Below are 22,690 nucleotides of genomic sequence, written 5' to 3' on the forward strand. Positions count from 1 at the left end.
CTAGCCACAAACCCGGCAGAAAACGGCTAGCGGATTTCACTAGTCACCCTTTCTTTTCCTCCTCACTGCCACCAAACGGCTTGCTTCCGGGCTCAGCTCACCTAGTTTTAGGCTCCAAACCGAACCCGTATGCTTACTTATTCGCAGTTGCAACTGCTGGGACACGCCAGCTTCCGCATCACCACGCCCGAGGGCCGTATCATTCTGCTCGACCCGTGGCTGACTGGCAACCCCTACGTGCCGGCCGAGCTGCGGGCACCCGAGCGCGCCGACCTGGTGCTCATCACCCACGGCCACGACGACCATTTCGACCCCGAGCTGCCGGCGCTGCTGGCCCGCACCGGGGCCCGGATCGTCGCGCCGGCGCCGGTGCGCTTCTACCTCTATGAGCAGGGAGTGCCCGCCGAGCAGTTTGAGCCCATGAACGTGGGCGGCGGCATTAGCCTGCTGGATGTACGCCTGACGATGACCGTGGCTCACCACGCGGCTCACGTCGATTTGCCGGGTAACAAAACCGGCTTTCAGCACGAGGCTGTGGGCTACATCCTGGCCTTGTCGGACAATACGGTAATCTACGCCGCCGGCGACACGGCCCTGTTCGGCGACATGGGCCTCTTGGCCGAGCTTTACCAGCCCACGGTGGCCCTGCTGCCCATCGGCGACCGGTACACGATGGGTCCGCGGGAGGCAGCGGTGGCAGCCCGGCTACTGCAGGTGCGCCACGTGGTGCCTTTTCACTACGGCACCTTTGCTTCGCTGGTCGGCACGCCCGAGCAGTTGCAGCAGCACCTAAAGCCCACCGATGCCGTGACCATTCACGCGCTGCAAGCCGGACAAACGCTGGACGTGGGTCGGTTGTAGCTGAATTAGCGCAAGAGTAATTATACCTAAGGGCTGGGTACGCAGAAGAGCCCTGGACCAGACCTGGAATATAGAAGAGCCACCTACGGGCAACGAAGCTCAAGCAAAAATTCTTTTCTATTGAACAATACCAATTATTAATAAGATTTAATAACTTCCATTTTAAGAACAAGCCGTTGGATCGTAGTACCAAGCTCCGGGAAGTTAAAATCGGAAGGTTGGTCGACAGGTAGCAAGAGCCGTGTTACCTGCAATTGAGTAGAGAGCAGATTGTTAACGCTTTATCAGATAATTCACCCGCTACTGGAGCGGGTATGCACCTTATTTTGGGTTAGCGCCGGGCAGCCCTATCCTTTTCTGCCACATACCTTCTAGCCGGACCACCAGTGGGTTTTCGCCCCCGGTCCCTTCCCTTTCTTCAGCCAAGTCTGCGGGCGGCCGGTTGCGGCCCTGCTTTCCGCTTTGCCTTTACCCTTTCATTTCCTACCCATTTCTCTCATTTCCCATCCGCTTCGCGCTGCTATGAAACAACTCTTTCTCGCCCTCACCTTTTTCCTGCTGACTGCCCCCGCTGGCCTTGCCCAAACTCCAACCTGGAGCTGGCTGCGTACCGTGGAAGGCGTCAATTCCGTGGTTGACCTAGCTGGTTCCTCTACCAGCCAGATCTACGTAACTGGCTTGTTTGACAACCGGCTGCAGCTCGGCAACCGCCTGCTGACCAGCCCCGGCCGCTGCCTTTATGTTGCCCGCCTCAACCCCAACGGCCAGGTAACGCAAACCACCCAGCTCAACGTCAGCGACGATGTGCTGCCCACCAGCCTGGCCGTTGACCGCAGCGGCAACTGCTTCGTAACGGGCTCTTTCCGGGGTACGCTCAGCTACGGTCGCAACAGTCAACTCACGTCGCAAAGCCCGGATACCGACGACGTGCTGCTACTCAAAATCAACCCGGCAGGTGCGGTAAGCTGGGTGCAGCAGGTCAGTGGTACGGCTCCCGACCGAAATACCGTCCCGAGCCGGGGCTGGTCGGTGGCCGTGGACCAGGGCGGCAACAGCTTCGTGACGGGCTCCGTGAGTGGAACTACCGTGCGCTTTGGCAACCGCAGCTTCAGCAACCGGCAGAATAAGGCATTTCTGGCCAGCTACAGCCCCCAGGGCACGGTGCGCTGGGCCAAAGTATGGGACGCCCCCGCCGATACCTACGCCCCCAGCACGGGCCGGGCTACCGCCGTCGATGGGGCTGGCAACTGCTACGTCAGCGGCAGTTTTTTCTCCACACTCACCGTCGACGGCACCACGCTGCAACCCGCCAACTCGGACAGCAACCTGTTTTTGCTACGCTTCGATGCGGCCCAAGGGCAGCTGCGGTGGGCCCTGGCCCCGGCCGGCTCCGGGGACGGGCGCAGCCTGGGCACCGATGCCGCCGGCAAAGTGTACCTGGCCGACAGCTTTAGTGGCAGCACCACCTTCGGAGCCACCACCCTGACCAGCACCGGCAGCGCCGACATTTTCGTTACGCGCTATACCCGGCAGGGCCAGGTAGAGTGGGCTACGGCTCTGGGCGGCCCCAACTACGACTTCCCAACCGATATTGCCGTCGACAAGGCGGCAGGCCGGGCCTACCTGACCGGCTCCCAAGCCAACGGACAGGCGTTTATTACCCAGCTGCAAGCCAATGGGCAAGTGGCGCGCACCACGCTCGTTGGCGGCCCCGGCAGCAGCACCGGCAGCAGCCTGGTTCTGGACGAGCGCAACACGGTATACACGGCCGGCATTGCCACCGGTAGTTGTCAGTTTGGGCCCTACACAACTAACAATCCGGCCACGGCCTGCTACCTGGCCCGCCTCGACAATGCCGACGGTCGGCCTTCCTGCCAGGTCAGCTCACCTACCGCGCTGGTGACGAGCGTATTCCCCAATCCGGTGCAAGGCCGCTTTACGCTCCGCATTCAGGCTCCGGCCGCCGACCAAAACTGGAAAGCCACGCTGCTGAACCCGTTCGGGCGCATCGTGGCCCAACAAACCCTGCGCAGCACGGCTGGCACCACCACCGACGCGACATTCGATACTGCCGGCCTGCCCAGCGGCCTGTACGTGCTCAACCTGGAGCACAACCAGCAGGTTACGACCCAGCTCGTGACCGTGCGCTAACGGGCTACTAGCCGGCCCAGGTTGGAGCCGTGCGGCGAGTTGCCGACTCCGCCGCACGGCTTCTGATTTTTGGGCTGAAGCCGTAATACTTCTGCCCGAGCGGGTTGCGCGGCAAAGACAAAACCGGTTCTGGCTGGTTAAGGAGGGAATTTAGCCTGCTACTTTTCTTCTGACATGGATTTACAACTCACCAATAAACTGGCGCTGGTTACCGGCTCCACGGCCGGCATCGGGCTGGCAATTGCGCAGCGGCTGGCCGCCGAGGGCGCCGAAGTCATCCTGACTGGGCGCACCACAGCCCGTATCGAGGAGGCCCGGGCCGCTATTCTGGCCGCTACGCCTCAGGCCCGGGTGCGGGGCGTCGCCGTCGACTTTGGCAAGGCCGAAGAAATCCAGAACCTGCTGCGGGAAGTGCCCACGGTGGATATCCTGGTCAACAACGTAGGCATTTTCGAGCCCCGGCCCTTCGCCAACATCACCGACGAGGAATGGCTACGCTTTTTCGAGGTCAACGTGCTGAGCGGCGTACGGCTTTCCCGCCAGTATTTCCCCTTGATGCTGGCCCAGAACTGGGGCCGGATTCTGTTCATTTCCAGCGAATCAGGCCTGCAGATTCCAGAGGAAATGATTCACTACGGTACCACCAAAACGGCGCAACTGGGTGTGGCCCGCGGCCTGGCCGAGCTAACCAAAGGCACCAACGTCACCGTCAACTCGGTACTGCCCGGCCCCACGGCTTCGGAAGGCGTGCAGGAGTTTCTGGCCAAGCTCTCGGCCGCGGGCAAAACCAAGGAGGAAGCAGAGCACGACTTTTTCCAGAATGCCCGCCCATCGTCGTTGCTGCAACGTTTTGCTACCCCCGACGAAGTTGCTACGATGGTGGCCTATTTGGCCAGCCCCCTGGCCGCCGCTACCAACGGCGCCTCCGTGCGGGTCGACGGCGGCGTGATTCGCAGCATTGCCTAACTGTGGAGCTCGTTACTACATAAAAAAGGCCTCCCAGCAACAGGAGGCCTTTTTTATGGGACTGGCCATCCTGCACTTCTTCTAAAACCAGATCAGCACGACCAGGGCTACTACGGCCAGCAAAAAGCCCACCACTGCCGTATTGACGCGCATTTCGGGGGAGCGGCCCGGCAGCACACCCAGCGTGGCTACTACCAGCAGCACCCCAAGCAGCGGGCTAAACGAGCCGTAGATATTGCCGCCCGAGGCTTTAAAAATGGCAGGCTCGCCCGGTGCGGTGGGCGGAGCGCTGATGCGGCGCACTACCCCCAGCAGTGGCGTTTGGCTGACTGTTACCCGCATACCCTTCCGGACGCGGTGGCCGTAGCGGCTGGGCACCCGGAACGCGGTGCGGGGCGTAGTTACGTCGTAGGCCATCTGCGGGTCGGAAGCCGCCGCCGATACCGACACAATCTGGCGGATCAGCACCGTTTCGCCGGCAAACTCTTGCCCGGGTAATGCCCAGTCGAGGGCCAGCAGCAAGCAGAAGGCCACCAGAGCTGCGTTGAGCCAGCGGGCCGCGGGGGCGTAGCGCGCCATCAGCTGGGCCATGGGGTCGGGCGGCAGCTCGGGCAGGGGCTCCTGGGCCAGCAGCACGTTGTAAGCGAGGCGCCGGCCCGGGTGGGCCAGAATTTCGTAGCCGGTATGCACCTCCCGCAGCCGGGCCTGCATGGCCGGGTCGGCGGTGCGGCGGCTCAGGCGGTTTTTCTGGCGCTGGTAGGCTTGCTCAATTTCGGCCGCCGAAGCGGTAACGTCCACTCCCAGAAGGCGGTAATAATCCTGCATACCTGGATTCGTTCAAGAAAAGCCTTAAAATAACGAACCCCACCGGATGGCGCTATAGCCCAGCCATTTAATTTCTGGTGCCCCGAACAGCTTTCCGCCTTCTGCTAGCGGAATAGCGCCAGTAGGCCGCCGCGGTGACGAACCGGCCCCTGATACTGCTTGTAGACGGGCCGGTGCACGTAGCGGCGGCCCCGCTGCCGGGCGCGCTGGTAAGGCGTATCGGCCAGGGCGCTCAGCGACATACACAGCAGCAGCAACACGGCTACGAAAGAAGAAATCCGGCGGAACACAGAAGTGCGCATAGCAAAAGGCGGTAGAGAACGAGAGGAGAACGGATGTAGCGCTGACTGCCAGCGCCTTATTACTCTCCAAAGAGACACCTATTAGAGTTCTATTGCCGAGCTTTTAGCTGAGCGGCTTCTTTTCATCTGCCAAGGTCTATATTCTCTATCTGGTGCAATCTGCTAGCTCCGGTAAAGGCCCGTAAATGGAAGGAACAGAATAAAAATTGGGGCTGATAATACCACTTTCAAACTATGTCGTATATTTACGTCATACTTCATAGCTTAACATGACTTACTCGAAAGCCGCCGACTTCACCGCCGACCAGCAGCAGCTGGCCCGTATGGCCAAAGCCTTGGCTCACCCGGCGCGGGTGGCTATTATTCAACTGTTGGCGGCCAAGCAAACCTGCATTTCCGGCGACATTGCCGCCGAGCTACCCTTGTCGCGCACTACCGTGTCGCAGCACCTGCAGGAGCTTAAGGCGCTGAACCTAATTCAGGGCGAAATCGACGGGCTGACCGTGTGCTACTGCCTCAACACGGAGCTACTCGGGCAAGTCCGGCAGCAGTTCGCGGCCTTTTTCGAGGTGGCTACGGCCAACCCGGCCTGCGGCCCGGCCGATGCCTGCGCCTGCTAGTCGGCTACTACTCCAGCACTTTCCCATCCTTCACTCCACTTCTTCAAGACTATGAAAATCTCCGAAATGAAGCAGCACCTGGCCGGGCTTGACGCCGTCAATTTCCGGTTGCCTAGCGGCGACTACCTGCCCTCTCACTTTCACGTGACGGAAGTAGGCCTGGTGAGCAAGCATTTTATTGACTGCGGCGGAACCGAGCGGCAGGAAACGGTGGCCAACTTCCAGCTCTGGGAAGCCGGCGACTACGACCACCGCCTGGCACCCCAGAAGTTTCTGCACATTCTGAACCTGTCGGAGAAAATTCTGGGCTCAGAAGACCTCGACATCGAGGTAGAGTACCAGCAGGCCACCATCGGCAAGTTTGGCCTGGCCTTCGACGGCAAGGATTTCATCCTGACTGCCAAGCAAACGGCCTGCCTGGCCCAGGATGCCTGCGGTATTCCGACCGAGTTGCAGGCCCTGCCCCAGCTACAGGTAGCTGGCTGCGCCCCGGGCGGCGGGTGCTGCTAGAACGAGCTGACCCGGTGGGGCGGTCCGCTAAAAGCCGCCCCACCGGGCTTATCAACCTTCCCTTACTCTGCTGCTCATGACCCTGGCTTTTTTCTCGGACGTACACGGCAATCTTCCGGCCCTGGAAGCCGTGCTGGCCGACCTCGACCAGCGCCGCCCCGATATGGTTTTCTGCCTCGGCGACCTGGTGGGCTACGCGCCCTGGCCCAACGAAGTGGTGAATGAAGTCCGCCGCCGCGGTATTCCCACCCTGGCCGGCAACTACGACCAGGGCATTGGTTTGGGCAGCGACAACTGCGGATGCGCCTACAAAACCGACGCCGAAAAGGCCCTGGGCGCGCAAAGCATTGCCTTTACCAACGCCGTAGTGGGCCCTACTGAGCGGCGCTACCTGTGCCACCTGCCCAAGCACATCCGCCTGGATTTCGACCAGGAGCCTTGCACGCTCAGTCTGCTGCTGGTACATGGCTCGCCGCGCAAAATCAATGAGTATCTGTTTGAGGACCGGCCCGAGAACAGCTTTTTGCGGGTTTTGGAGGATGCTTCGGCCGATATTCTGCTCTTTGGTCACACCCACAAGCCTTTTCACCGCACGTTTGCCTACCAGCACAAGGGTGAAACGCGGTACCGCCACGCCCTGAACATTGGCTCGGTGGGCAAGCCCAAGGACGGCGACCCGCGTGCGGCCTACCAACTGCTGCACCTCGACGAGCATACTTCCCTCACCGACCCGCACAATATCCGCTCGGAGCTGGTGCGCGTGGCCTACGACGTGGAAAAAGCCGCGCAAGCCGTGGAAAACTCTGCTTTACCTAACGAATATGCCGACATGCTGCGGCGAGCTTATTAGATTTCTTGTTCCAATCTGCCAACCGCTTCTCTCCTGCCATGACCCTTGTACCCTTTACCGCCGCTCACTGGCCCGAGGCCAAAGCTATTTATGAAGCTGGTCTGGCCACGGGCAACGCTACGTTTCAAACCGCGGCGCCGGGCTGGGACGAATGGGACCAGGGCCATCTGAATCACTGCCGTCTGGTAGCACTGGATGGTGCCGGGCGGGTGCTGGGCTGGGCGGCCCTGTCGCCGGTATCGGGGCGCTGCGTGTACGGCGGCGTGGGCGAAGTAAGCGTGTATATAGCCGCCGAAGCTCGGGGCAGGGCCTGGGTCGGCAGTTGCTGGCGGCCTTGATAGCCGAGTCAGAAGCCCAGGGCATGTGGACGCTGCAGGCGGGTATTTTCCCCGAAAATACGGCCAGCCTCCGCTTACACGAGGCGGCGGGCTTTCGGCTGGTAGGCCGCCGGGAGAAAATCGGGCAGTTGCGCGGCATCTGGCGCGACACGGTGCTGCTGGAGCGGCGCAGCCGCGTAGTCGGCGCTACCCCGGCCGCTGCTACCGATGCTATAAGTGCAGGCTGAGCCGCCACTGGCGAAGAGCAGGTCTGTGGATTCTCAGGGTTGGTTATACTGAGCAAAGTTGAAGCATGGCATACCGTGCTACCCGGCTTGGCCTGGATCGGGCAGCACGGTGGCCAGCCACTCAAACAGCACCTGATACACCTGAGCCCGCACGGCCGGGCGCGAAAGAACTAGGTCGTGGATGCCGCCCGGAATGGCCTGCACCGTTACGCGTGGGCCCAGCTGTGGGCTCAGCTCCCGGATATGGCGCACGTTGAGCACGCCGTCGGCCTGGAAATACTGCTCACTCCAGCCCGGTTGGGTCACGGTCTTATCGGAGTGCAAGACCAGGATGGGCTGCGGAACGCTCAAGCCCCGGGCCACGCGACGGTGCCCGGCATGAATGGCTCGCAACCAGCCCAGCTTCACGGGAAATACCTCTATCGGCTTCCAGGCCAGGTTATACTCCCACTCGCCCAGGTACTGCCGGTGCAGACTGCGCCCGTACTCGGTAGGCAGGTTGGCTGGCAACTGAATATCGGGGGCCACGCGCCCCAGCCGCGCCGCCAGCGGGACTCCTACGTTGCGGTTAAGCCAGTTTTGGTGCATGTCCAGAAACGGGCTGTTCAAAAACAGTGCGGCTAACTGGGTGCGGGGCGCTCTGTCGTGGGCGTAAAGGGCCGCAATCAGGCCGCCGGTGGAGTGGCCGCTAAGCACGACAGTGGTGCTGCCTTCGGCCCGCATAATGGCCAGCGCCGCGTCGAGGTCGGCGTAATATTCTGCCAAGTCGCGCACGTTGTTGGCCGTTTGGTGAGGCAGCCAGGAACGGCCGTATTTGCGCAAATCCAGTGCGTAGAAGCGGAAACCGTGGCGACGAAACTCCAAAGCCATGTCGCGCTGGAAGAAGTAGTCGGTAAAGCCGTGCACGTAGAGCACCGCCCGCGGACTCGGGACCTGCTCGCGCAGCCGCACCAGCGTGCAGACGACCGGACCTTCGTAGTCGGAAGCCTGGCTGATGCGGTGCTGTTCAAAATCGGGGCCCAGTACGTCGGGCTGGTACGGAAAAGAAGCCATACAAGAGAAGCAAGGTGAGCCAAGCTGCATACGCACCCGGCCCGAAAGCAGCGCAGCCAGTCTGGTTTTGCGTCGCTGCGGATGGTGGCGAAAGCCCGGAAAATTTCTTCTATATAGCATACTTTCTATAACTGGGCCGTCGTTCTTCCAGCCCAGCTTGCCCCGGCTTTATCCTATTCGGCCAGCTGGGCTCCTCCCCTATGCGAACCTTGCTTTTGGCGGCCTGCTTTCTGCTGCTGGCCGCGGCGTACCCGCCTAAATCGGCCCTGCGCGAGTACCAGCTCACCTATCCCCGCGTGCAACTGGCCTACGCCACTAAGTGGCCCCAACTGCAACTACTGCTGCGCAGCCGCAAAATTGACCCCACCCGACTGGAGGTATTCTTCCGGGTATTCAAATCGGGGCGGCGCTTTGAGGCCTGGGCGCGCAACCAGGGCGAGGGTACGTTTCAGTTGCTGCGCACCTACCGCGTGGCCGGCACCTCGGGCACCCTGGGCCCCAAACGCGCCGAGGGCGACAACCAGGTACCCGAAGGCTTCTACCGCATCGACCGGTTCAACCCCATCAGCACCTACTACATGTCGTTGGGTCTGGATTACCCCAACGCCTCCGACCGGGCCCTGGGTGGCCCCAAGCCAGGCAGCCATATCTTCGTGCACGGCTCCAACGTGACAGTTGGCTGCCTTCCCATCACCGACGACTGTATTCAGGAAGTGTACCTACTGGCCCTGGAAGCCCGTTGCGCCGGCCAGCAGGACATGCAGATTCACATTTTCCCCTTCGAGCTGACCACCCAGAACCTGGAGCGGGCCCTGGGCAGCAAGCACTACGCGTTCTGGCAAAGCCTGCGGCCCGGTTTCGCCCAGTTCGATGAGCATCTGACGTTGCCCAACGTGGCAGTAGAAGCTACCGGCCAGTACGTGGTGCGGTAGTCAAGTCTACTGGCTATAAGCATTTTACTTCTGAAATAAGCTTACATTTATTCCACTACCTGCCTTCTACTTCCTGCCAGACTCTCTATTTTACTGCTTGTTCACTATGCAAACTCACCTGTTCCGGCTGCTGCTTATTAGTTGCTTGCACGCTTGCGCCCTGGTAAGCTACGGGCAAGCTGCATCCGCTAGTAACGCTCCAAAACGCATTCCGGAACCTTTATGCATCGTAAACTCAACCATCATTGCCAACGGGGGGATGTCGGGCCTCGACGTTACCAAGCTTAAAAGTGTGGTCGTCTACAAAAGTAATGACGACCAGGACACCCCCGCCTTACTCAGAGGTTTAGCTTCCACTGGTATTATTGCAATAACCTACGACGGAAAGGTCGGCAGCACGTCCTTTGCCCGGCTAGGGCGTCAGCACGGTGCCAAGTCTCCGTTTCGGGTGGTAATCAACGGCCAGCTACTCGACGGGGCACAGCAGAAAACCTTGCGCATTATCCCCGAAGCAGTTGGGCAGCTACAAGTCATTCCGGCATCAGCCACTACGTCCCAGGCCCTGGTAACTATCCAGCTGGCAAAAGCTAAACTGGATACCACGAAAAGGCCTCCGGGCACCATCATGATTCGGGGAGTCGCGCAAAAGTAGCTCAGCCTATGAGCTCACCAAAAAGGCCCGTGCGAATCGCACGGGCCTTTTATTACTTTCACAGGTGTTAAGTACTTACCGAAATACTACTAATCGAGCGTCTCAAGCCCCAAATTGCCGCAGATGGTGGTCGAAGTGTTTCCACTGCATGATGGCCCACTCCTGGGGCGTCATCGGGCCGAAAAAGACCTGGGGCTGGGTGGTGCACCGGGCCGGACCACCAGCCGAAAAAGCCTTGATTCGTTCGATAACCAAAGCCTTTTCTTGGTCAAAGTTGCGGGCGTCGGTAATGATGTAGAGCTTGTCGGTGGGGCTGTTTTTGGGCATGGGCTTGCTGCTTACGATGCCGGATTTCATCATCGAGCCCATGAGGCGCATCAGGAAGGATACCTTTTTCGGAGAATTCAGGCCCATGGCTGTTTCGAGGGAGGCGGTGCAGTGAGCCAGCATCTGAGCCACCTGCATGGTGCCCCATTGCCGCTGGGCCGTACCCGGCAGGGCTTCAAGACGGGTAATGATGCCGGCCGCGTCGGCGGAATTAAAGAGGTTATTCATCGGAAAAAGCAGTATTTGAGTAAGCAGAATTAGCGCAGGGGGCGGAAAAAGGTGCGCAGGCTTTCGGCCAGGGCTTCTGGCTGTTCGAGGGCTGCGAAGTGGCCACCGTGGGGGTACTCGGTCCAGTGCTGCACGTTGTAGAAGCGCTCGGCAAAGGCCCGGGGCGCCGGCAGCAGGTCTTGGGCAAACAGCACAAAGCCGGTAGGCACCTCGATGCGGGGCGCACCCAGGCCCTGGGGTACCGCGTCGGCCTGGTGGTAGGGCACGAACGACGAGCCGATGGTTTCGGTAGCCCAGTAGATGGTCAGGTTGGTCAGCAGCTCGTCCTTGGTGAAGCAGGTTTCCAGGTTGCCGCAACAGTCGCTCCAGGTCCGGAACTTCTCCACTATCCAGGCGGCCAGGCCGGTGGGCGAGTCCTGCAGGGCCGGGGCCAGGGTATCGGGCTTGCCGCCTTGCACCATGCTGTAGGCCGCTTCCTGCATCATCCACTGCTGACTAGCCCCGAGGAAGGCTTGTTCCTCGGCCGAGGGGTCGGTGGGCGGCACAAATAAGCGCATGTAAGGCACCCCAGTCATGTGCAGCCCCAGCAGGTCGTGGGGAAAATCCAGGGCCAGGCGCTCGGCTACTCCGCTCCCAACGTCGCTGCCATGGACGGCGTAGCGCGGGTAGCCCAGCGTGTCGGTCATGAGCTGCCGGAACCGAGCCGCCGTTTGGCCCATAAAGGAGCCCGTGGGCGGCAGTGGGGCCGAAAATCCGAAGCCGGGGAGGCTGGGCACCACCACGTCGAAGGCGTCTTCGGCCCGGCCCCCGTGGGCGGCGGGGTCAGTGAGCAGCGGAATCAGCTTGGCAAAAGAGGCAAACGAGTCGGGCCAGCCATGGCCCAGCAGTAAGGGCAGCGGCCGGGGCCCACGGCCCCGCTCGTGGATGAAGTGCAGCTCGGTGCCGTCAATGCTCGTGCGGAAGTGGGCAAACTGGTTGAGCCGGGCTTCCTGCTGCCGCCAGTCGAAGCGGTGCAGCCAATAGTCGGCTAGCTCGCGCAGGTAGGCGGGACTGGTGCCGAGTTGCCAGTCAGTACGGGCAGAGTCGGCGGGCCAGCGGGTGTTGGCTAGGCGGGACTTTAGGTCGTCGAGGGTGGCTTGGGGAATGTTCAGCGAAAAAGGCTGCATACGGTAACAATTGAGGGTTTAACAAGCACAATTGCTGCTTGACTCCACAAAAGTTGCCGCCCTCTCTGACAGCCTTATGTCAGCATTTATTCAGGCGCTCCAAAAAAATGCTGGGCTTTTTGGGCCAGCTCGCGCAGCTCCTGCCGCAGCGCCGCGGGCTCCACGATGGTCACTGCCCCGGCGTAGGGTAGCAGCCAGGCCGCCACGTAGGGCAACGAGCCCACGAGGAAGGTCATTTCCAGGCTGCCATCGGGCAGAGGCTGCTCGTGGGCCCAGCCGTACTGCCGCTTGGTATCGTGTAGCTGCTGCACCGCGGCGGGCATGCTGGCTGCCGCCCGCAGGCGCACCACCACCTTTTCCCGGGGGCGGCGGGTGGCCTCGGCGGCCCAGTAGTGTTGCAAGGTTTCGGGGCGGGCCGCAAACATCTCCCCCGTCAGGCCCAGGTCCTGCACCCGGTCGAGGCGAAAGTCGCGGAACGCCTGCCGCAGCCGGCAATACGCCACCACGTGCCACTGCCGGCCCAGGTACAGACCGATGGGCTCGATGTCGCGGGTGGTGGGCGCGTCGGTGTCGCCGGCCTGGTAGCGCAGGCGCACCACGCCTTGTGTCGTCACGGCCAGCACCAGCTGTTGGTACATGTTCAGCTGACTGCCTGGCCCGGCCGGACCCAGCACCTGAATGTGGGGGCTGAGTGTGGCGAGGTGGTCCCGGTCGGGACGGCGGAGCACGGCCCGCACCTTGTCCATAGCTGCCCCGCTGAGTTGGGCGGTGGGCGTGTCGGTGAGGCGGGCGGCCAGCTTTTCGGCTGTGAGCAGGGCCGTGGCTTCTTCGCGCGAAAACATGACGGGAGGCAGGCGGTAGCCCTCGGCCAGGGAATAGCCCACCCGAGGCTCCCCAAACAGCGGCACACCGGCCTGCTCCAGGGTGCGCAGGTCCCGGTAAATTGTGCGCAGACTCACGCCAAATTGCTCGGCCATACTAGGCCCGGTCACGATGCGCTTGGCTTGCAGCTGGATCAGGATGGCAGTAATCCGGTCGAAACGGTTCATGGCGGGCGGGGCCTTCATCTGGTAAAGAGGTAAAATTACGCTGAACTGCGTTCCGGCTGCATTAGGGAACCCAAAAACAACGGGCCTATGCTCACTAGCATAGCCCCGTTGACGCAAGTCAAAATACAGTGTCTGTTTACTGCGGGTGCACTTCTTAACAGGCACCATCCAAGCAGCCGCCTTAGCTGAGTTTGTCAATCAAGCTCTGTATTTTGCCTTATGAACATCCGTTGGTTTTTGCTTTGCTTGCTCCCTTTTCTGCTGATCTTGCTTCCGGCGACAGGCTCCGCGCAGCAAACACCCGCCTGGCCCCGCCACCCAACCACCGGCCGGGTAGAGTTTACCGGGGTACTACCCTGGCCTACGCCCAGGCCGACCTTACCGCAGCAACAAGCCTTGGTCAAACGGTGGTATCTGGCGAAGCTGACTGCAGGAAACTCAGGCCGACTCGGTAAGCCTGATACCTTAGCCGCTACTTTTGCCGGGCAGCCTACTATAGCCTACCTGGGCTCTTTAACGTACACCCCCGACCACACCGGCGTAGTGGACTCAGTGTATGACTTGCTTATCTGGAGCGTGTGGTACACGGTTCGCCTAACTCCCACGGCGGCAGGATTGACCTACCACCTCTCAGAGTTTGAGTTTGCAGAAACCGTGTACGATGCCGCCAGTTCGGATTCTTTGGAAAAAATGCTTCCCCAGTATTCGGGGCAGCTGGCGGTGTTTCATCGGCGCCTGCGCAAAGCACTAGCTGGCTGGTAGGACGACAGTAGAAACCCGTATTCCGTTCTACCCACTACTCAAACAGCAGTACCACTTTGCCTTGGGTCCGGCGGGCTTCCAGGTCGCGGTGCGCGGCCGGCGCCTTGGTCACCGGGTAGGTTTGCACGGGTAGCTGCAACTGACCGGCCCGGAAGTAGTCTAGCAGCTCTTGGGTATACTCCCCTAACCTGCCCAACTCGCCAAACACTGTATAGCCCCGCACCACCTGCATTTGCCCGATGAGCTGTTGCGCATCGAGTTTAGTTGGCTCGCCCGAGGCCGCTCCGTAGATAACGGCAGTTCCTCCGGCACCCAAGACTTGCAGGGCCTCTGTGCCCACCTGCCCGCCAACGGCATCGAATACAGCCGCTACCCCTTGCCCAGCCGTAACAGCACGCACCTGCTGCACCCAGTCGGCCTCGGCGTAGCTCACCACGGCCTCGGCCCCGAGGGCCTGTACCCAAGCCTTCTTTGCTTCGCTGCCTACGGCGGCAATTACTTGCTGGCCCCGGTTTTTGGCTACCTGCACCAGCATAGAGCCCACGCCTCCGGCGGCGGCCAGCACCAGCACCGAGGCATACAAACCGGTATTGAGCAGCCCTACAGCCGTGGGCCCCTGGGCCAGCAGGGCTGTGGCCTCGGCATAACCCAGCTCTGCGGGCAAAGGAATAACCTGGGCGGCGGAAGCTACGGCATACTCGGCGTAGCCCCCGCTAGGCAGCATCGCCATGACCCGCTGGCCTACTTGCACGTTGGTTACTCCTTCTGCCAAGGCTTCAATCGTGCCCGCCACCTCGTAACCGGCCACGTAGGGCAGCGGCAGGGGCTTGGGGCTGAGGCCTTGGCGCTGCCAGATGTCGGCGTAGTTTACCCCGCTGGCAGCGACTTTAATCAGCACCTGGCCCGCGCCCGGCTGGGGCGTGGGCAAGTCGACCAGCTGCAGCACCTCGGCGGCACCGTGCTCGGAAAATTGGACTGCTTTCATAGTCTTCAGTAGTGGCCTCGGGTTTACCAGGCTATTTCGCCGGTTTCCGGGTTGGTTTCCTCACTAAAGAACTTGCCGGTCGGGCCGTCGGGGCCCAGCAGGGCGAGCCTGGCAACCCGGGCCCCGGCTTCCTGCACGGTGCCGGTGCCGCGGTGGTGGTTGAAGTCGGTAGCGACAAAACCCGGGTCCACGGCATTCACTTTGAAGGGCGTGTCGCGCAGCTCATAGGCCAGCGTGAGCGTGTACATGTTCAGGGCCGACTTGGAGGGCGAGTACACGGCCCCTTTGTGGGCGTAGTACTTCCAGCTAGGGTCGCTTTGCAGGGTGAGCGAGCCGGCGCTGGAGCTGACGTTGACGATGTTGGGCGCGGGTGACTGTCGCAGCAGGTCGATAAAGGCCTGGGTGACGGCAATGACGCCGAAGTAGTTGGTGTCGAAGACCCGCTTAAAGGAGCTGAGTTCGGCTACCAGGGCACCCTGGGGCATTCCGCCATTGATGCCGGCATTGTTGATGAGCACGTCGAGCACGTCGGTTTTTTTCCCAATGGTCTGGCGGGCGGCACTGACGGAGGCCACATCGGCCACGTCGAGCTGTACGGGCTCTACCTGGGTGAGTCCTTCGGCGTGCAGCTGGGCCACGGCCTGCTGGCCGTTGGCCAGGTCGCGGCTGCCGAGGTACACATAATAGCCGGCGCGTAGCAGTTGCCGGGCAGTTTCGAAGCCAATGCTTTTATTGGCGCCGGTAATGAGGGCTTTTTTCATGTCACAAAGCTACCGGGCCCTCTGACCGGCATTGCAGGACAGGCTGCGGTATCACGGGTACATTTCCCGGCTGCTGCGGAACTCGGCCGGGGTATGGCCGGTCTGGTGCTTGAAGAAGCGGCTGAAGTAGGATGCATCGGCAAAGCCCAGCTCGAAGGCAATTTCCTTGACCGACTGCGGAGTGTGAAACAGCAGGCGGCGGGCTTCGAGCACCAGCCGCTCCTGGATATGGGCACTGGCCGGCTTGCCGCTTTGCGCCTTGATGACCTCGCTCAGGTGGCCGGCCGAAATATGGAGCAGACGGGCATAGGCGCCTACCTCGTGCAGCTCGCGGAAGTTCTCCTCAATCCGGGCCCGGTACTGTTGCAGCAGCAGCCGGTCGGCCGTGGGCTCCCCGCCGGGAAACTGCTGGGTATAGAGCCGGCTGAGGTAGGTCAGTAGTACCGTCAGGTGGGCCGTCAGCATGGGGTGCTGCCACTCGCCGGGAGTGTTGTACTCAGCTTCGAGTTTGGCCAGCGTATCTTCCACAAAGGCGACATCGGCCGCAGTAAGCAACAGCTCATGGCCTTGCTGAGGATTGAGCAGCAGAGGAAGCTGCGCCAGGGAAGCGGGCTGCAAAGCCAGAAATTCCCGGGTAAATACCAGGCTGGTTCCCCACATGGGGCGCGGCTCCTCTTTCACCATTACCTGGCCCGGCACGGTGAAGTAAAAGGCATTATTCTTTAGCAGGTAGGGCGTCATATCCACCCAGTGCCGGCAGCCCCCGCGCTGCACGAACACCAGCACGTAATAGTCCTTGCGGTGGGGCCGCAGCATATCGGACCGGTAGGCCAGGGCGCCTGCCGAGCGAATCAGCTGAAATGACTGGCTCCCGCTGGCTACCGGCTGCGGCGCGAAAGAATACACGGGTACTGGTTGCTCCAGTGGAAGCGTTGTCATTGCCCTGGTTAGGTTTTATGGAAAGTACAACTGCGGCCCGGTGGTAGTGTTTAGCAGCAGTACAAAGGACTGCCAGTGCGGCTACTAACTCAGCGTTACTGCGGGCGCTTCAGCGGCTTTGGCCGTAGTGTAAGCAGATAGTCCCGTAGCGCATAGCTGGCCGGGCTTTCTTCCTGGTAGCCCGTGCATTCGTAGGTTGGACCGCTATACCAGGTTGGCCGCAGCCTCACCACCAGGTAAGGGTCGGTATCGTGCATCTGGTAAAATCTTGGCGGCGGCAGACTGTCGCGCAGGGCGGGCTGCTGGGGCGGGGCAAACACCCGGCGAGCCAGATAATAGATAGTATCGGTTTGGTGCCGGTTTAAGACGACAGCCAGCGTATCCTGGGGCACCATCCGCACCCGGGGGTATTCATTCGCGCTTTTGGCCTCCACCGGATAAATCTGCGAGTAGATAAACAGGTACGCGTGGGCCTGGCCCCAGTAGTACTTATTCGACACAGACTCCCCGGTCTCGACGGTTAGAATTGTCTGCGGTTGCGACATGGCCGTTTCTTCCACGCTGACCGAGTAGTCATATACCTGCGGGCGTTTCGACTCTGTGGTACCAGGTTGGCAGCCGAAGGCCAGCAGTAGCAACCCGCAATTTGCCAGAACGGTACGGCTCGTCCTTACGGTCATAAAGAAGCAGGAAGTGGCTTTTTAATACTGCTGAAGGTGCCCAGCTCATCCGAAACAGAAAGCAGCAAATAACTTACAGCCTCGGGCGCGGTACCGCCTCCGATGAAAGTAGCGGGAGGTATCTGTTCAGGCTCTGGCAGCAGGGCTCGAACCTGCGGCCACCCGGACCGAGAGCCGGGCGCTCTTCCACTGAGCTATACCAGAGTGTGGGATGAGGACAGGATTCGAACCTGCGGCCAACCGGGTAGAGCCGGATGTTCTTCCACTGAACTACCTCATCCTTTTGCGCGACCGGTCCGCTAGGAGTTGCCGGCAGCTTCCGGGCCGAGGGGCCGGGTGGGCTTACCGGAAAAATAGCGGTGGCGCTTCAAGACGGTGGCAAGATACGGATTGGCCACGCTCACACCATGCACCAGCTCGGGGGTGGGCCGAAAAGGCACTACCCCGTGCGGGCGCGGCGCCAGCCACCCCGATTTCAGCGGGTCTAATCCGGCTTGCTGACAAGCCAGCTCCACCTGCGCCCGGGTGCAGCGGGCAGTACCGGCAAACACTTCCCAGGGCAGTGGCAAAGTGGCCCACACCTGGGTGTTGGGGTCCAGCTTCTGCCCCGCGCTGTAGTGCCAGGCCACTACGTCGGCGGCCATCAGGCGCAGGGCCTTGCCAAAGCACATTTCTTCCAGCACAAACTCCATTCCTAGGGCGTAGAGCAGGTTCATCCATGCATCCCGGGCCTTGTTCCAGGAGCCGGCCGCCGCATTCCAGGTCGAGGAATCATCCCCCTGCTTCACTACCATCGTTTCGCGCGCAAAGGTGTTCCGGGCCCAGATGTGGCCTAAGTAGGTAGCCATTTCGTGGAGCAGGGTTGTCCAGCGCCCGAGCAGCTCGCCCTGCTGCTGACTGTTCAGGGCGGCCAGCACTTCTGGTGCGGGGTACACGTGCGCAATGGCCCACCAGTTGGCTGAAGGACTCGCCGGAACCGCGGCGGCGCCGAGCCACCCGGCAATAGCAGACGGCTTACGGCCGGCACAGCGGCGAAACAGCATGTCGGCTACCTGGTCGTAGGGCCGCTGCTGGCCACTGATGGTAAACTCGCTGCGCAGGTTGCAGCGGGCGGTGTAGTAGGCTATAAAAGCGGCGCTATCCACGTCTTGCGCAAACTCCTCGTAGCTGAGCGTGTGGGCCAAGCCACTTTTGGCTATCTGCTCGAATTGCACCTTGCGCTGCTCGGCCAGCATGGTCAGCAGCTTTTCCTCCAGGTGCCGCACCGCGCGGAAGCGCTTGTTGTACTGCCGCTTCGACAAATCAAGGCCCTGGGCCTCCCGCGCAGCCCGGTCCAGGCGGTCGGTGCGGTAGTTGTTGCGCCCCACGGTTTTGCCGATCAGCGGATTTACTTCCTGTAAGAAAGCCTCTACCTCCCCGGCCTCTTCGTAGCGCAGGGCCGGGGCCGGTACCATGTCGAATAGCTCGGCGGCCGTCTGCACTTGCCGGCTGGCCCCCACCGGCTGCCGGAAGGTTTGCAGCATGGCGGTGTACTGCCACACGCCGCGCCGCAGGGAGTGGGCAGCGGCCTGGCGCAAGGTCGTCAGTTCGGCGGGCGAGAGTCGGCCTTCCAACACGGGCAGTAGCAGCTCGGCCACGTCCTCAGGACGGCGGCGCTGCCGCAAGGTTCCATATAACGGCTGTACGTCCATTTCCGAAGGGCTGAAAGATTGGCGAAGATTGGCAAGCTACCAAGGCTCAACGATACGGTTGGCTATTTTGGGAAGGCTGCGTTACTTCCCGTTAGAAAGCGCAGAACCGTCTCGTTGAACAAAGCAGCCTTCTGCTGGGGGGCGTAATGCGTGGCACCGGGTAGAATTACGGTTTGCGCCCCCGGAATGTGGGACCCGATGGCCAAGGTATGGGCTTGCTTGATGATGTCCTTTTCCCCGGCCAGGACCAGAGTAGGCGCCTGAATAGCCTTTAACTGCTCATAGCTCAGGTGGGGCTCGGTGAGCACCAGCGTCAGCAGGCGGGCGTTGGCCGCGTCGCCCTTTTTCAGCAGCATCTGCCGGGCCTGTTCCGATTGGCGGAGCATTTTGGCATCTACAGCTTCGGTGGTCGGGAACAGGTTGGCTGCCATCGTGACGAGCTTGTGCACGTAGCTCGGGTAGCGCAGCGCCATTATAAGGCCCGTGTTGCCTCCGTCGCTCCAGCCCAGCACATGGGCCTTGGGCAGGTGCAGACTGTCGAGCAGGGCTTTCATATCGGCGGCAAACAGCTCGTAGGTTAGCACCTTCGTCAGGGTATCCACGCTTTTGCCCTGGGCCCGGGTATCGACGGCAATAACCCGAAAGTGGGCGGACAGGGCCTCAATCTGGCTCCGGAAGGAATTGATGGACTCGCCGTTGCCGTGCAGCAGCAAGAGCGGCTCCCCGCTCCCGTAGGTTTCGTAGTAGAGCTTCACGCCCGGCACTTGGCAGTACTTGCCGGCGGCAGCGTTGCGGCCGTACTGCGGGGGCACTTTCACCAGCGTGCCCCAGTCATGGTGATGCGCAGGGCCTGACTCTGGTCGGGGCCCTGCCCGGGAGCCAGGGCCGCCACAACGCCTGCGGGCAAGACTTTATCGGCCATTTCGTAGCCCGCCAGCGGGGTGGCCGAGTGCTCAAAATCTCCGTTTTTAATGGGCACCGGCTGCCAAGTGCCATTGGGCTGCTGCACTTGCAGGGTGAGGTTATCAAACCAGAAAGTGCCGTTACCGGCCAAAGTCGAGTAAAACCACAGCCGCCGCACCCCAGGCCTAATCTGGCCCTGAATCGTGTTGGTCTGCCACTCGTTTGGGCGAATGGTTTGGGTCGGGTAGTCACGCTGCTTGAAATCGTACTCATTCTTGCCTACCTGCATGGCCCACACGCCTACTTTGGCCGTGGTATCGGCGGGCTGGTAGCGTACGCTGACCTGGTAGCGGTAGGGCCGGCCCTGAAACTGAGCCACGTCAACTTCAGGCAGAAAAAAGAAGCCATTGGAGCTCTGGTAGGCTTGGCCCAAGCTGGTCAGCGGAAGTGCCAGCAGCAATACCACGCATAAGATTCTAGACAACATTGATGAAAGTATAGTCGATTAATAGGGTAGAATTGACCGGTAACGTGGTTAGGGCCGCTGGCTCCGGGAGAGGCATTGGCGTAGCAGTAGCCCCTGCAAGAGTCCATAGAACGGCTAGTGAATACTCTTTTAGTGTTGCAGAGCTAGTTTCGATGGTTCTCACATTCGCCCTAAGCAGTTCGTGGAGCCGCTTTCTGCCTTCCCCAGGGTTACATTGGGGCCGGTAGAAAGCAGTAGGTATACCCACAAGTCACTTATAAAGCCCAGACCCGAAGGCCGATCCAGCCGTGGACCAGGAACATGATGGTCAAATAAACCAGAAAAAAGCTAGTAAAGGCCAGCACGCCCCGCAGCCAGGCTTGCGGGAGCTGCGACCATTGCCGGATCAGGAGCACCAAGCCGGCAATGGCCAGGACTCCAAAGCCTAAGGAAGCCCAAAAGATAGTGAGCGAGGTGAAGTTGATGGAATTGAAGGCTACCCGGTTTTCGTAGTCCGTAACGGTTAGCACCCGAAACGCCAGCAGGCCGGCGCTAACTGCCAGCCCAGGCAGTAGGCCCAGCAGCAATAGATTCCGACCAACCCGTTTGAACCCAACTAACAATGGCCAACCCGCGAGTCCAACCACAGCCAGCCCCATGGCCAGCCCCGACAAACCCAGCAAGATTTGCTGCATCAGGATGGGCAGATACGATGTTTGCTCATAATACTGGTGGGTGTTGTGAGCCTGCAAAAAGGCAGTTCCATCATCAGTAGAGCCCAGAACAACCGAAGCTTGGTGCTCTTGCCGGGCTCTGAATAAGGTACCTTCCACCCACTCCAATGTATCTGCGGGTCCCAGCAGCGGCTTGAGCAGCAACTTACCCTGCCCCTGCGTAGTAAGCCGCAGCCCACCGGTAAGCCGCTGCAAAAAGCCCCATTGCTCACTCCAGACGTTCACAGGCGTGTAGTAACCCAGGTAAGCCTCGGGCACGGGTGGAGTGGTTTGCCGACCAGTTACGCCGGGGGCAATAGCAGGAAAATCCTTGGTCAGAAAATCTTCTATCAGCACCGAAATCCGCCACATGCCCCGGCCCCCGTTGTTGGCAATGGCATAGCCTACGCCGCGGCGCCGGTCATAATTGACCAGGGAGGCAAATCCGTCTCCTAAACCAGTATGGCCCCGAAAATCGGCTTTAGGATGCCGGTAGAACGTCAGGTTGCCGAGGGCATAGCCCACCTGCAGGCCGGCTCTGGCGGCGGCGGTGCTATGTATGGTTTCCATCGTGTCGAGATACTTGGGAGCCAGCCAGGGCCTGCCGTTGGTTTGCCCGTGGTTGAGCAGAAACCGCAGGTAACGGGTCATGTCATTGGCGCAGGTATGCAAGGCCCCGGCCGCGCCGTTGCCGGCCGGCACAAAGAAGGGAAACGAAATATACGTCCCATCGGCGAAGCGGTATCCGCGGGCGTACGGCTGCTCATCTCTGATTCTTAGGTTTACATCCGAATGCTGCATACCCAGGGGGCTAAGTACCGCCTGATGCATGTACTGGCTCCAAGGCTGGCCCGAGTACTTTTCAAGCAGGTAGCCCAGAATGGTGTAGTTGGGACTGGCATAAGAGCTGGCTAGGCCGGGCTTCCAGCGGGTCGCGAGGCTGCTCCGGTACAGGTTGACTGCCGCTAGCCCCGTCAGGTCGGTAGCGGTGGCGTTGTAGACCTGGTTCAGGTGCACATCATCGAAACCCGTGGAGTGCTCTAGCAAATTCACGACCCGCACCGGGTGAGTAGCCTCCCAGGCATTTTGATAAGGTACTTCGGGGGCAAGGTCGCGGAGCTTATCCTGGAGGTGCAGCTTTTTCTCTTCGACCAGCTTGAGGATGCCTAAGGCGGTAAACATTTTGGTGATGGAGCTTACATGAAATAGTGTTTTGCCATCCACCTTTTTCCTGGTCTCCACCACGGATACTCCCAGCCCACCCGAAAACACGACCGAGTCTTTTACGACCATGGACAGCATTAGCCCTGGCATATGCTCCTGCTGCATCACTGTTTCAATCTCAGCCAGTAATTCAGTCAAAGTAGCCGACGGATGGTTTTGCTGCGCCGGGACTAAATGACTACAAAAAGTTAGCAGCAAAAGAATTAGGCAGACGCGTTTTCGCATGGAGGTAAAAGAATATAAATGGTGGATGAATTGCATTGGCCCGGCAAGAGCTGCTCAAAGCGCGAGAATAAATGTAGATAGCCTCGTTACCAACGTCGCTCGGCTCTATCCACCCACCCATCTTTCAAAACTCGGAGCGTTCGACTGTATCCATCCGAACATGCGGCGGCAGCCTCACCCTTACCTTTGCCCTGGCACACAGCCTAACACCTCCCCTGAATAATGTCTGTTTATCAAATACTTAAGACAAGTAACGCCCTGAGCGCTATAAGTAGGCTTTGCGC

Annotated in this window: 25 protein-coding genes and 2 tRNA genes; 11 read left to right on the forward strand and 16 right to left on the reverse strand. The window is 60.6% G+C overall.

The window, feature by feature from the left end; all coding sequences use genetic code 11:
* Positions 1–129: 129 nt before the first annotated feature.
* The 3 genes from MUN80_RS24550 to MUN80_RS24560 all read left to right on the forward strand — a co-directional run bounded on the left by MUN80_RS24550 (position 130) and on the right by MUN80_RS24560 (position 3,978).
* On the forward strand, positions 130–861 hold the full coding sequence (locus MUN80_RS24550; RefSeq protein ID WP_244717354.1) for a metal-dependent hydrolase: 732 nt from the start codon (positions 130–132) through the stop codon (positions 859–861).
* 522 nt (positions 862–1,383) lie between these two features.
* Complete coding sequence (locus tag MUN80_RS24555; protein WP_244717357.1) at positions 1,384–3,012, forward strand: T9SS type A sorting domain-containing protein; 1,629 nt, start codon at positions 1,384–1,386, stop codon at positions 3,010–3,012.
* A 174-nt stretch (positions 3,013–3,186) separates the two neighbouring features.
* Positions 3,187–3,978 (forward strand): SDR family NAD(P)-dependent oxidoreductase, encoded by a 792-nt coding sequence (locus tag MUN80_RS24560; protein ID WP_244717360.1) that lies wholly within the window; start codon positions 3,187–3,189, stop codon positions 3,976–3,978.
* Positions 3,979–4,059: 81 nt separating this feature from the next.
* Here the strand turns inward: MUN80_RS24560 and MUN80_RS24565 are convergent, their stop codons facing one another.
* Together MUN80_RS24565 and MUN80_RS24570 are read right to left on the reverse strand one after the other, a co-directional pair.
* Positions 4,060–4,803 (reverse strand): J domain-containing protein, encoded by a 744-nt coding sequence (locus tag MUN80_RS24565; protein WP_244717363.1) that lies wholly within the window; start codon positions 4,801–4,803, stop codon positions 4,060–4,062.
* Positions 4,804–4,907: 104 nt separating this feature from the next.
* Positions 4,908–5,105 (reverse strand): hypothetical protein, encoded by a 198-nt coding sequence (locus MUN80_RS24570; protein ID WP_244717365.1) that lies wholly within the window; start codon positions 5,103–5,105, stop codon positions 4,908–4,910.
* Positions 5,106–5,374: 269 nt separating this feature from the next.
* Between MUN80_RS24570 and MUN80_RS24575 the strand changes: the two genes are divergently transcribed.
* From MUN80_RS24575 to MUN80_RS24595, 5 genes are all read left to right on the forward strand, one after another.
* A complete protein-coding gene (locus tag MUN80_RS24575) occupies positions 5,375–5,725 on the forward strand; it encodes an ArsR/SmtB family transcription factor (protein WP_244717368.1) in 351 nt (116 codons plus the stop codon).
* Positions 5,726–5,776: 51 nt separating this feature from the next.
* Positions 5,777–6,235 carry a DUF6428 family protein gene (locus MUN80_RS24580; RefSeq protein WP_244717371.1) on the forward strand — a complete coding sequence of 153 codons (459 nt, stop codon included), beginning with the start codon at positions 5,777–5,779 and terminating at the stop codon, positions 6,233–6,235.
* A gap of 76 nt (positions 6,236–6,311) precedes the next feature.
* Positions 6,312–7,085, forward strand: a complete 774-nt coding sequence (locus MUN80_RS24585) for a metallophosphoesterase family protein (RefSeq protein WP_244717374.1) — start codon at positions 6,312–6,314, stop codon at positions 7,083–7,085.
* A gap of 38 nt (positions 7,086–7,123) precedes the next feature.
* A complete protein-coding gene (locus MUN80_RS24590) occupies positions 7,124–7,423 on the forward strand; it encodes a GNAT family N-acetyltransferase (RefSeq protein WP_244724971.1) in 300 nt (99 codons plus the stop codon).
* Positions 7,420–7,650 carry a GNAT family N-acetyltransferase gene (locus tag MUN80_RS24595; RefSeq protein WP_375373972.1) on the forward strand — a complete coding sequence of 77 codons (231 nt, stop codon included), beginning with the start codon at positions 7,420–7,422 and terminating at the stop codon, positions 7,648–7,650. The genes MUN80_RS24590 and MUN80_RS24595 overlap by 4 nt, the downstream gene beginning before the upstream one ends.
* 78 nt (positions 7,651–7,728) lie before the next feature.
* On the opposite strand, the gene MUN80_RS24600 is transcribed toward MUN80_RS24595, so the two are convergent.
* Positions 7,729–8,703, reverse strand: a complete 975-nt coding sequence (locus MUN80_RS24600) for an alpha/beta hydrolase (RefSeq protein WP_244717377.1) — start codon at positions 8,701–8,703, stop codon at positions 7,729–7,731.
* Between the two features lie 200 nt (positions 8,704–8,903).
* Here MUN80_RS24600 and MUN80_RS24605 point away from each other — a divergent pair, with 200 nt between their 5' ends.
* On the forward strand, positions 8,904–9,635 hold the full coding sequence (locus MUN80_RS24605) for a L,D-transpeptidase family protein (protein WP_244717380.1): 732 nt from the start codon (positions 8,904–8,906) through the stop codon (positions 9,633–9,635).
* A gap of 106 nt (positions 9,636–9,741) precedes the next feature.
* Positions 9,742–10,287 carry a hypothetical protein gene (locus MUN80_RS24610; RefSeq protein WP_244717382.1) on the forward strand — a complete coding sequence of 182 codons (546 nt, stop codon included), beginning with the start codon at positions 9,742–9,744 and terminating at the stop codon, positions 10,285–10,287.
* Positions 10,288–10,389: 102 nt separating this feature from the next.
* Here the strand turns inward: MUN80_RS24610 and MUN80_RS24615 are convergent, their stop codons facing one another.
* From MUN80_RS24615 to MUN80_RS24625, 3 genes are all read right to left on the reverse strand, one after another.
* A complete protein-coding gene (locus tag MUN80_RS24615; RefSeq protein ID WP_244717385.1) occupies positions 10,390–10,842 on the reverse strand; it encodes a DUF1569 domain-containing protein in 453 nt (150 codons plus the stop codon).
* Between the two features lie 29 nt (positions 10,843–10,871).
* Positions 10,872–12,008: an epoxide hydrolase family protein gene (locus MUN80_RS24620; protein ID WP_244717388.1), complete on the reverse strand. Its 1,137-nt coding sequence runs from the start codon at positions 12,006–12,008 to the stop codon at positions 10,872–10,874.
* Between the two features lie 86 nt (positions 12,009–12,094).
* Entirely contained in the window at positions 12,095–13,075 is a 981-nt protein-coding gene (locus tag MUN80_RS24625; RefSeq protein WP_244717391.1) for a helix-turn-helix transcriptional regulator, read from the reverse strand.
* A gap of 249 nt (positions 13,076–13,324) precedes the next feature.
* Here MUN80_RS24625 and MUN80_RS24630 point away from each other — a divergent pair, with 249 nt between their 5' ends.
* Complete coding sequence (locus tag MUN80_RS24630) at positions 13,325–13,819, forward strand: hypothetical protein (protein ID WP_244717394.1); 495 nt, start codon at positions 13,325–13,327, stop codon at positions 13,817–13,819.
* Positions 13,820–13,853: 34 nt separating this feature from the next.
* Here the strand turns inward: MUN80_RS24630 and MUN80_RS24635 are convergent, their stop codons facing one another.
* The 10 genes from MUN80_RS24635 to MUN80_RS24680 form a co-directional block, all read right to left on the reverse strand.
* Positions 13,854–14,804, reverse strand: coding sequence for a quinone oxidoreductase family protein (locus tag MUN80_RS24635; RefSeq protein ID WP_244717397.1), 951 nt, complete (start codon positions 14,802–14,804; stop codon positions 13,854–13,856).
* Between the two features lie 23 nt (positions 14,805–14,827).
* Positions 14,828–15,565, reverse strand: coding sequence for an SDR family oxidoreductase (locus MUN80_RS24640; RefSeq protein ID WP_244717399.1), 738 nt, complete (start codon positions 15,563–15,565; stop codon positions 14,828–14,830).
* A 51-nt stretch (positions 15,566–15,616) separates the two neighbouring features.
* Positions 15,617–16,504 (reverse strand): helix-turn-helix domain-containing protein, encoded by an 888-nt coding sequence (locus MUN80_RS24645; RefSeq protein WP_244717402.1) that lies wholly within the window; start codon positions 16,502–16,504, stop codon positions 15,617–15,619.
* 95 nt (positions 16,505–16,599) lie between these two features.
* Entirely contained in the window at positions 16,600–17,184 is a 585-nt protein-coding gene (locus MUN80_RS24650) for a hypothetical protein (protein WP_244717404.1), read from the reverse strand.
* Positions 17,185–17,315: 131 nt separating this feature from the next.
* Positions 17,316–17,388, reverse strand: a tRNA-Glu gene (locus MUN80_RS24655).
* A 5-nt stretch (positions 17,389–17,393) separates the two neighbouring features.
* A tRNA-OTHER gene (locus MUN80_RS24660) sits at positions 17,394–17,464 on the reverse strand.
* 19 nt (positions 17,465–17,483) lie between these two features.
* Positions 17,484–18,875, reverse strand: coding sequence for a hypothetical protein (locus MUN80_RS24665; RefSeq protein WP_244717407.1), 1,392 nt, complete (start codon positions 18,873–18,875; stop codon positions 17,484–17,486).
* A gap of 62 nt (positions 18,876–18,937) precedes the next feature.
* Complete coding sequence (locus MUN80_RS24670) at positions 18,938–19,693, reverse strand: alpha/beta fold hydrolase (protein ID WP_244717410.1); 756 nt, start codon at positions 19,691–19,693, stop codon at positions 18,938–18,940.
* The gene (locus MUN80_RS24675; protein ID WP_244717413.1) at positions 19,690–20,265 is read right to left on the reverse strand and encodes a hypothetical protein; all 576 of its coding nucleotides are present in this window, start codon (positions 20,263–20,265) and stop codon (positions 19,690–19,692) included. Before MUN80_RS24675 ends, MUN80_RS24670 begins: the two co-directional genes overlap by 4 nt.
* Before the next feature lie 254 nt (positions 20,266–20,519).
* Positions 20,520–22,442 (reverse strand): serine hydrolase domain-containing protein, encoded by a 1,923-nt coding sequence (locus tag MUN80_RS24680; RefSeq protein ID WP_311136256.1) that lies wholly within the window; start codon positions 22,440–22,442, stop codon positions 20,520–20,522.
* Positions 22,443–22,690 lie beyond the last annotated feature (248 nt).

Origin of the sequence: Hymenobacter cellulosivorans (genome assembly GCF_022919135.1) — a bacterium.
Taxonomy (GTDB): Bacteria; Bacteroidota; Bacteroidia; order Cytophagales; family Hymenobacteraceae; genus Hymenobacter; species Hymenobacter cellulosivorans.

Excerpts from the sequence above, each read along its gene's own strand:
- MUN80_RS24550 (WP_244717354.1), top strand. The coding sequence starts at position 130 with ATGCTTACTTATTCGCAGTTGCAACTGCTGGGACACGCCAGCTTCCGC.
- MUN80_RS24555 (WP_244717357.1), top strand. The coding sequence starts at position 1,384 with ATGAAACAACTCTTTCTCGCCCTCACCTTTTTCCTGCTGACTGCCCCC.
- MUN80_RS24560 (WP_244717360.1), top strand. The coding sequence starts at position 3,187 with ATGGATTTACAACTCACCAATAAACTGGCGCTGGTTACCGGCTCCACG.
- MUN80_RS24565 (WP_244717363.1), bottom strand. The coding sequence starts at position 4,803 with ATGCAGGATTATTACCGCCTTCTGGGAGTGGACGTTACCGCTTCGGCG.
- MUN80_RS24570 (WP_244717365.1), bottom strand. The coding sequence starts at position 5,105 with ATGCGCACTTCTGTGTTCCGCCGGATTTCTTCTTTCGTAGCCGTGTTG.
- MUN80_RS24575 (WP_244717368.1), top strand. The coding sequence starts at position 5,375 with ATGACTTACTCGAAAGCCGCCGACTTCACCGCCGACCAGCAGCAGCTG.
- MUN80_RS24580 (WP_244717371.1), top strand. The coding sequence starts at position 5,777 with ATGAAAATCTCCGAAATGAAGCAGCACCTGGCCGGGCTTGACGCCGTC.
- MUN80_RS24585 (WP_244717374.1), top strand. The coding sequence starts at position 6,312 with ATGACCCTGGCTTTTTTCTCGGACGTACACGGCAATCTTCCGGCCCTG.
- MUN80_RS24590 (WP_244724971.1), top strand. The coding sequence starts at position 7,124 with ATGACCCTTGTACCCTTTACCGCCGCTCACTGGCCCGAGGCCAAAGCT.
- MUN80_RS24600 (WP_244717377.1), bottom strand. The coding sequence starts at position 8,703 with ATGGCTTCTTTTCCGTACCAGCCCGACGTACTGGGCCCCGATTTTGAA.
- MUN80_RS24605 (WP_244717380.1), top strand. The coding sequence starts at position 8,904 with ATGCGAACCTTGCTTTTGGCGGCCTGCTTTCTGCTGCTGGCCGCGGCG.
- MUN80_RS24610 (WP_244717382.1), top strand. The coding sequence starts at position 9,742 with ATGCAAACTCACCTGTTCCGGCTGCTGCTTATTAGTTGCTTGCACGCT.
- MUN80_RS24615 (WP_244717385.1), bottom strand. The coding sequence starts at position 10,842 with ATGAATAACCTCTTTAATTCCGCCGACGCGGCCGGCATCATTACCCGT.
- MUN80_RS24620 (WP_244717388.1), bottom strand. The coding sequence starts at position 12,008 with ATGCAGCCTTTTTCGCTGAACATTCCCCAAGCCACCCTCGACGACCTA.
- MUN80_RS24625 (WP_244717391.1), bottom strand. The coding sequence starts at position 13,075 with ATGAAGGCCCCGCCCGCCATGAACCGTTTCGACCGGATTACTGCCATC.
- MUN80_RS24635 (WP_244717397.1), bottom strand. The coding sequence starts at position 14,804 with ATGAAAGCAGTCCAATTTTCCGAGCACGGTGCCGCCGAGGTGCTGCAG.
- MUN80_RS24640 (WP_244717399.1), bottom strand. The coding sequence starts at position 15,565 with ATGAAAAAAGCCCTCATTACCGGCGCCAATAAAAGCATTGGCTTCGAA.
- MUN80_RS24645 (WP_244717402.1), bottom strand. The coding sequence starts at position 16,504 with ATGACAACGCTTCCACTGGAGCAACCAGTACCCGTGTATTCTTTCGCG.
- MUN80_RS24650 (WP_244717404.1), bottom strand. The coding sequence starts at position 17,184 with ATGACCGTAAGGACGAGCCGTACCGTTCTGGCAAATTGCGGGTTGCTA.
- MUN80_RS24665 (WP_244717407.1), bottom strand. The coding sequence starts at position 18,875 with ATGGACGTACAGCCGTTATATGGAACCTTGCGGCAGCGCCGCCGTCCT.
- MUN80_RS24675 (WP_244717413.1), bottom strand. The coding sequence starts at position 20,265 with ATGTTGTCTAGAATCTTATGCGTGGTATTGCTGCTGGCACTTCCGCTG.
- MUN80_RS24680 (WP_311136256.1), bottom strand. The coding sequence starts at position 22,442 with ATGCAATTCATCCACCATTTATATTCTTTTACCTCCATGCGAAAACGC.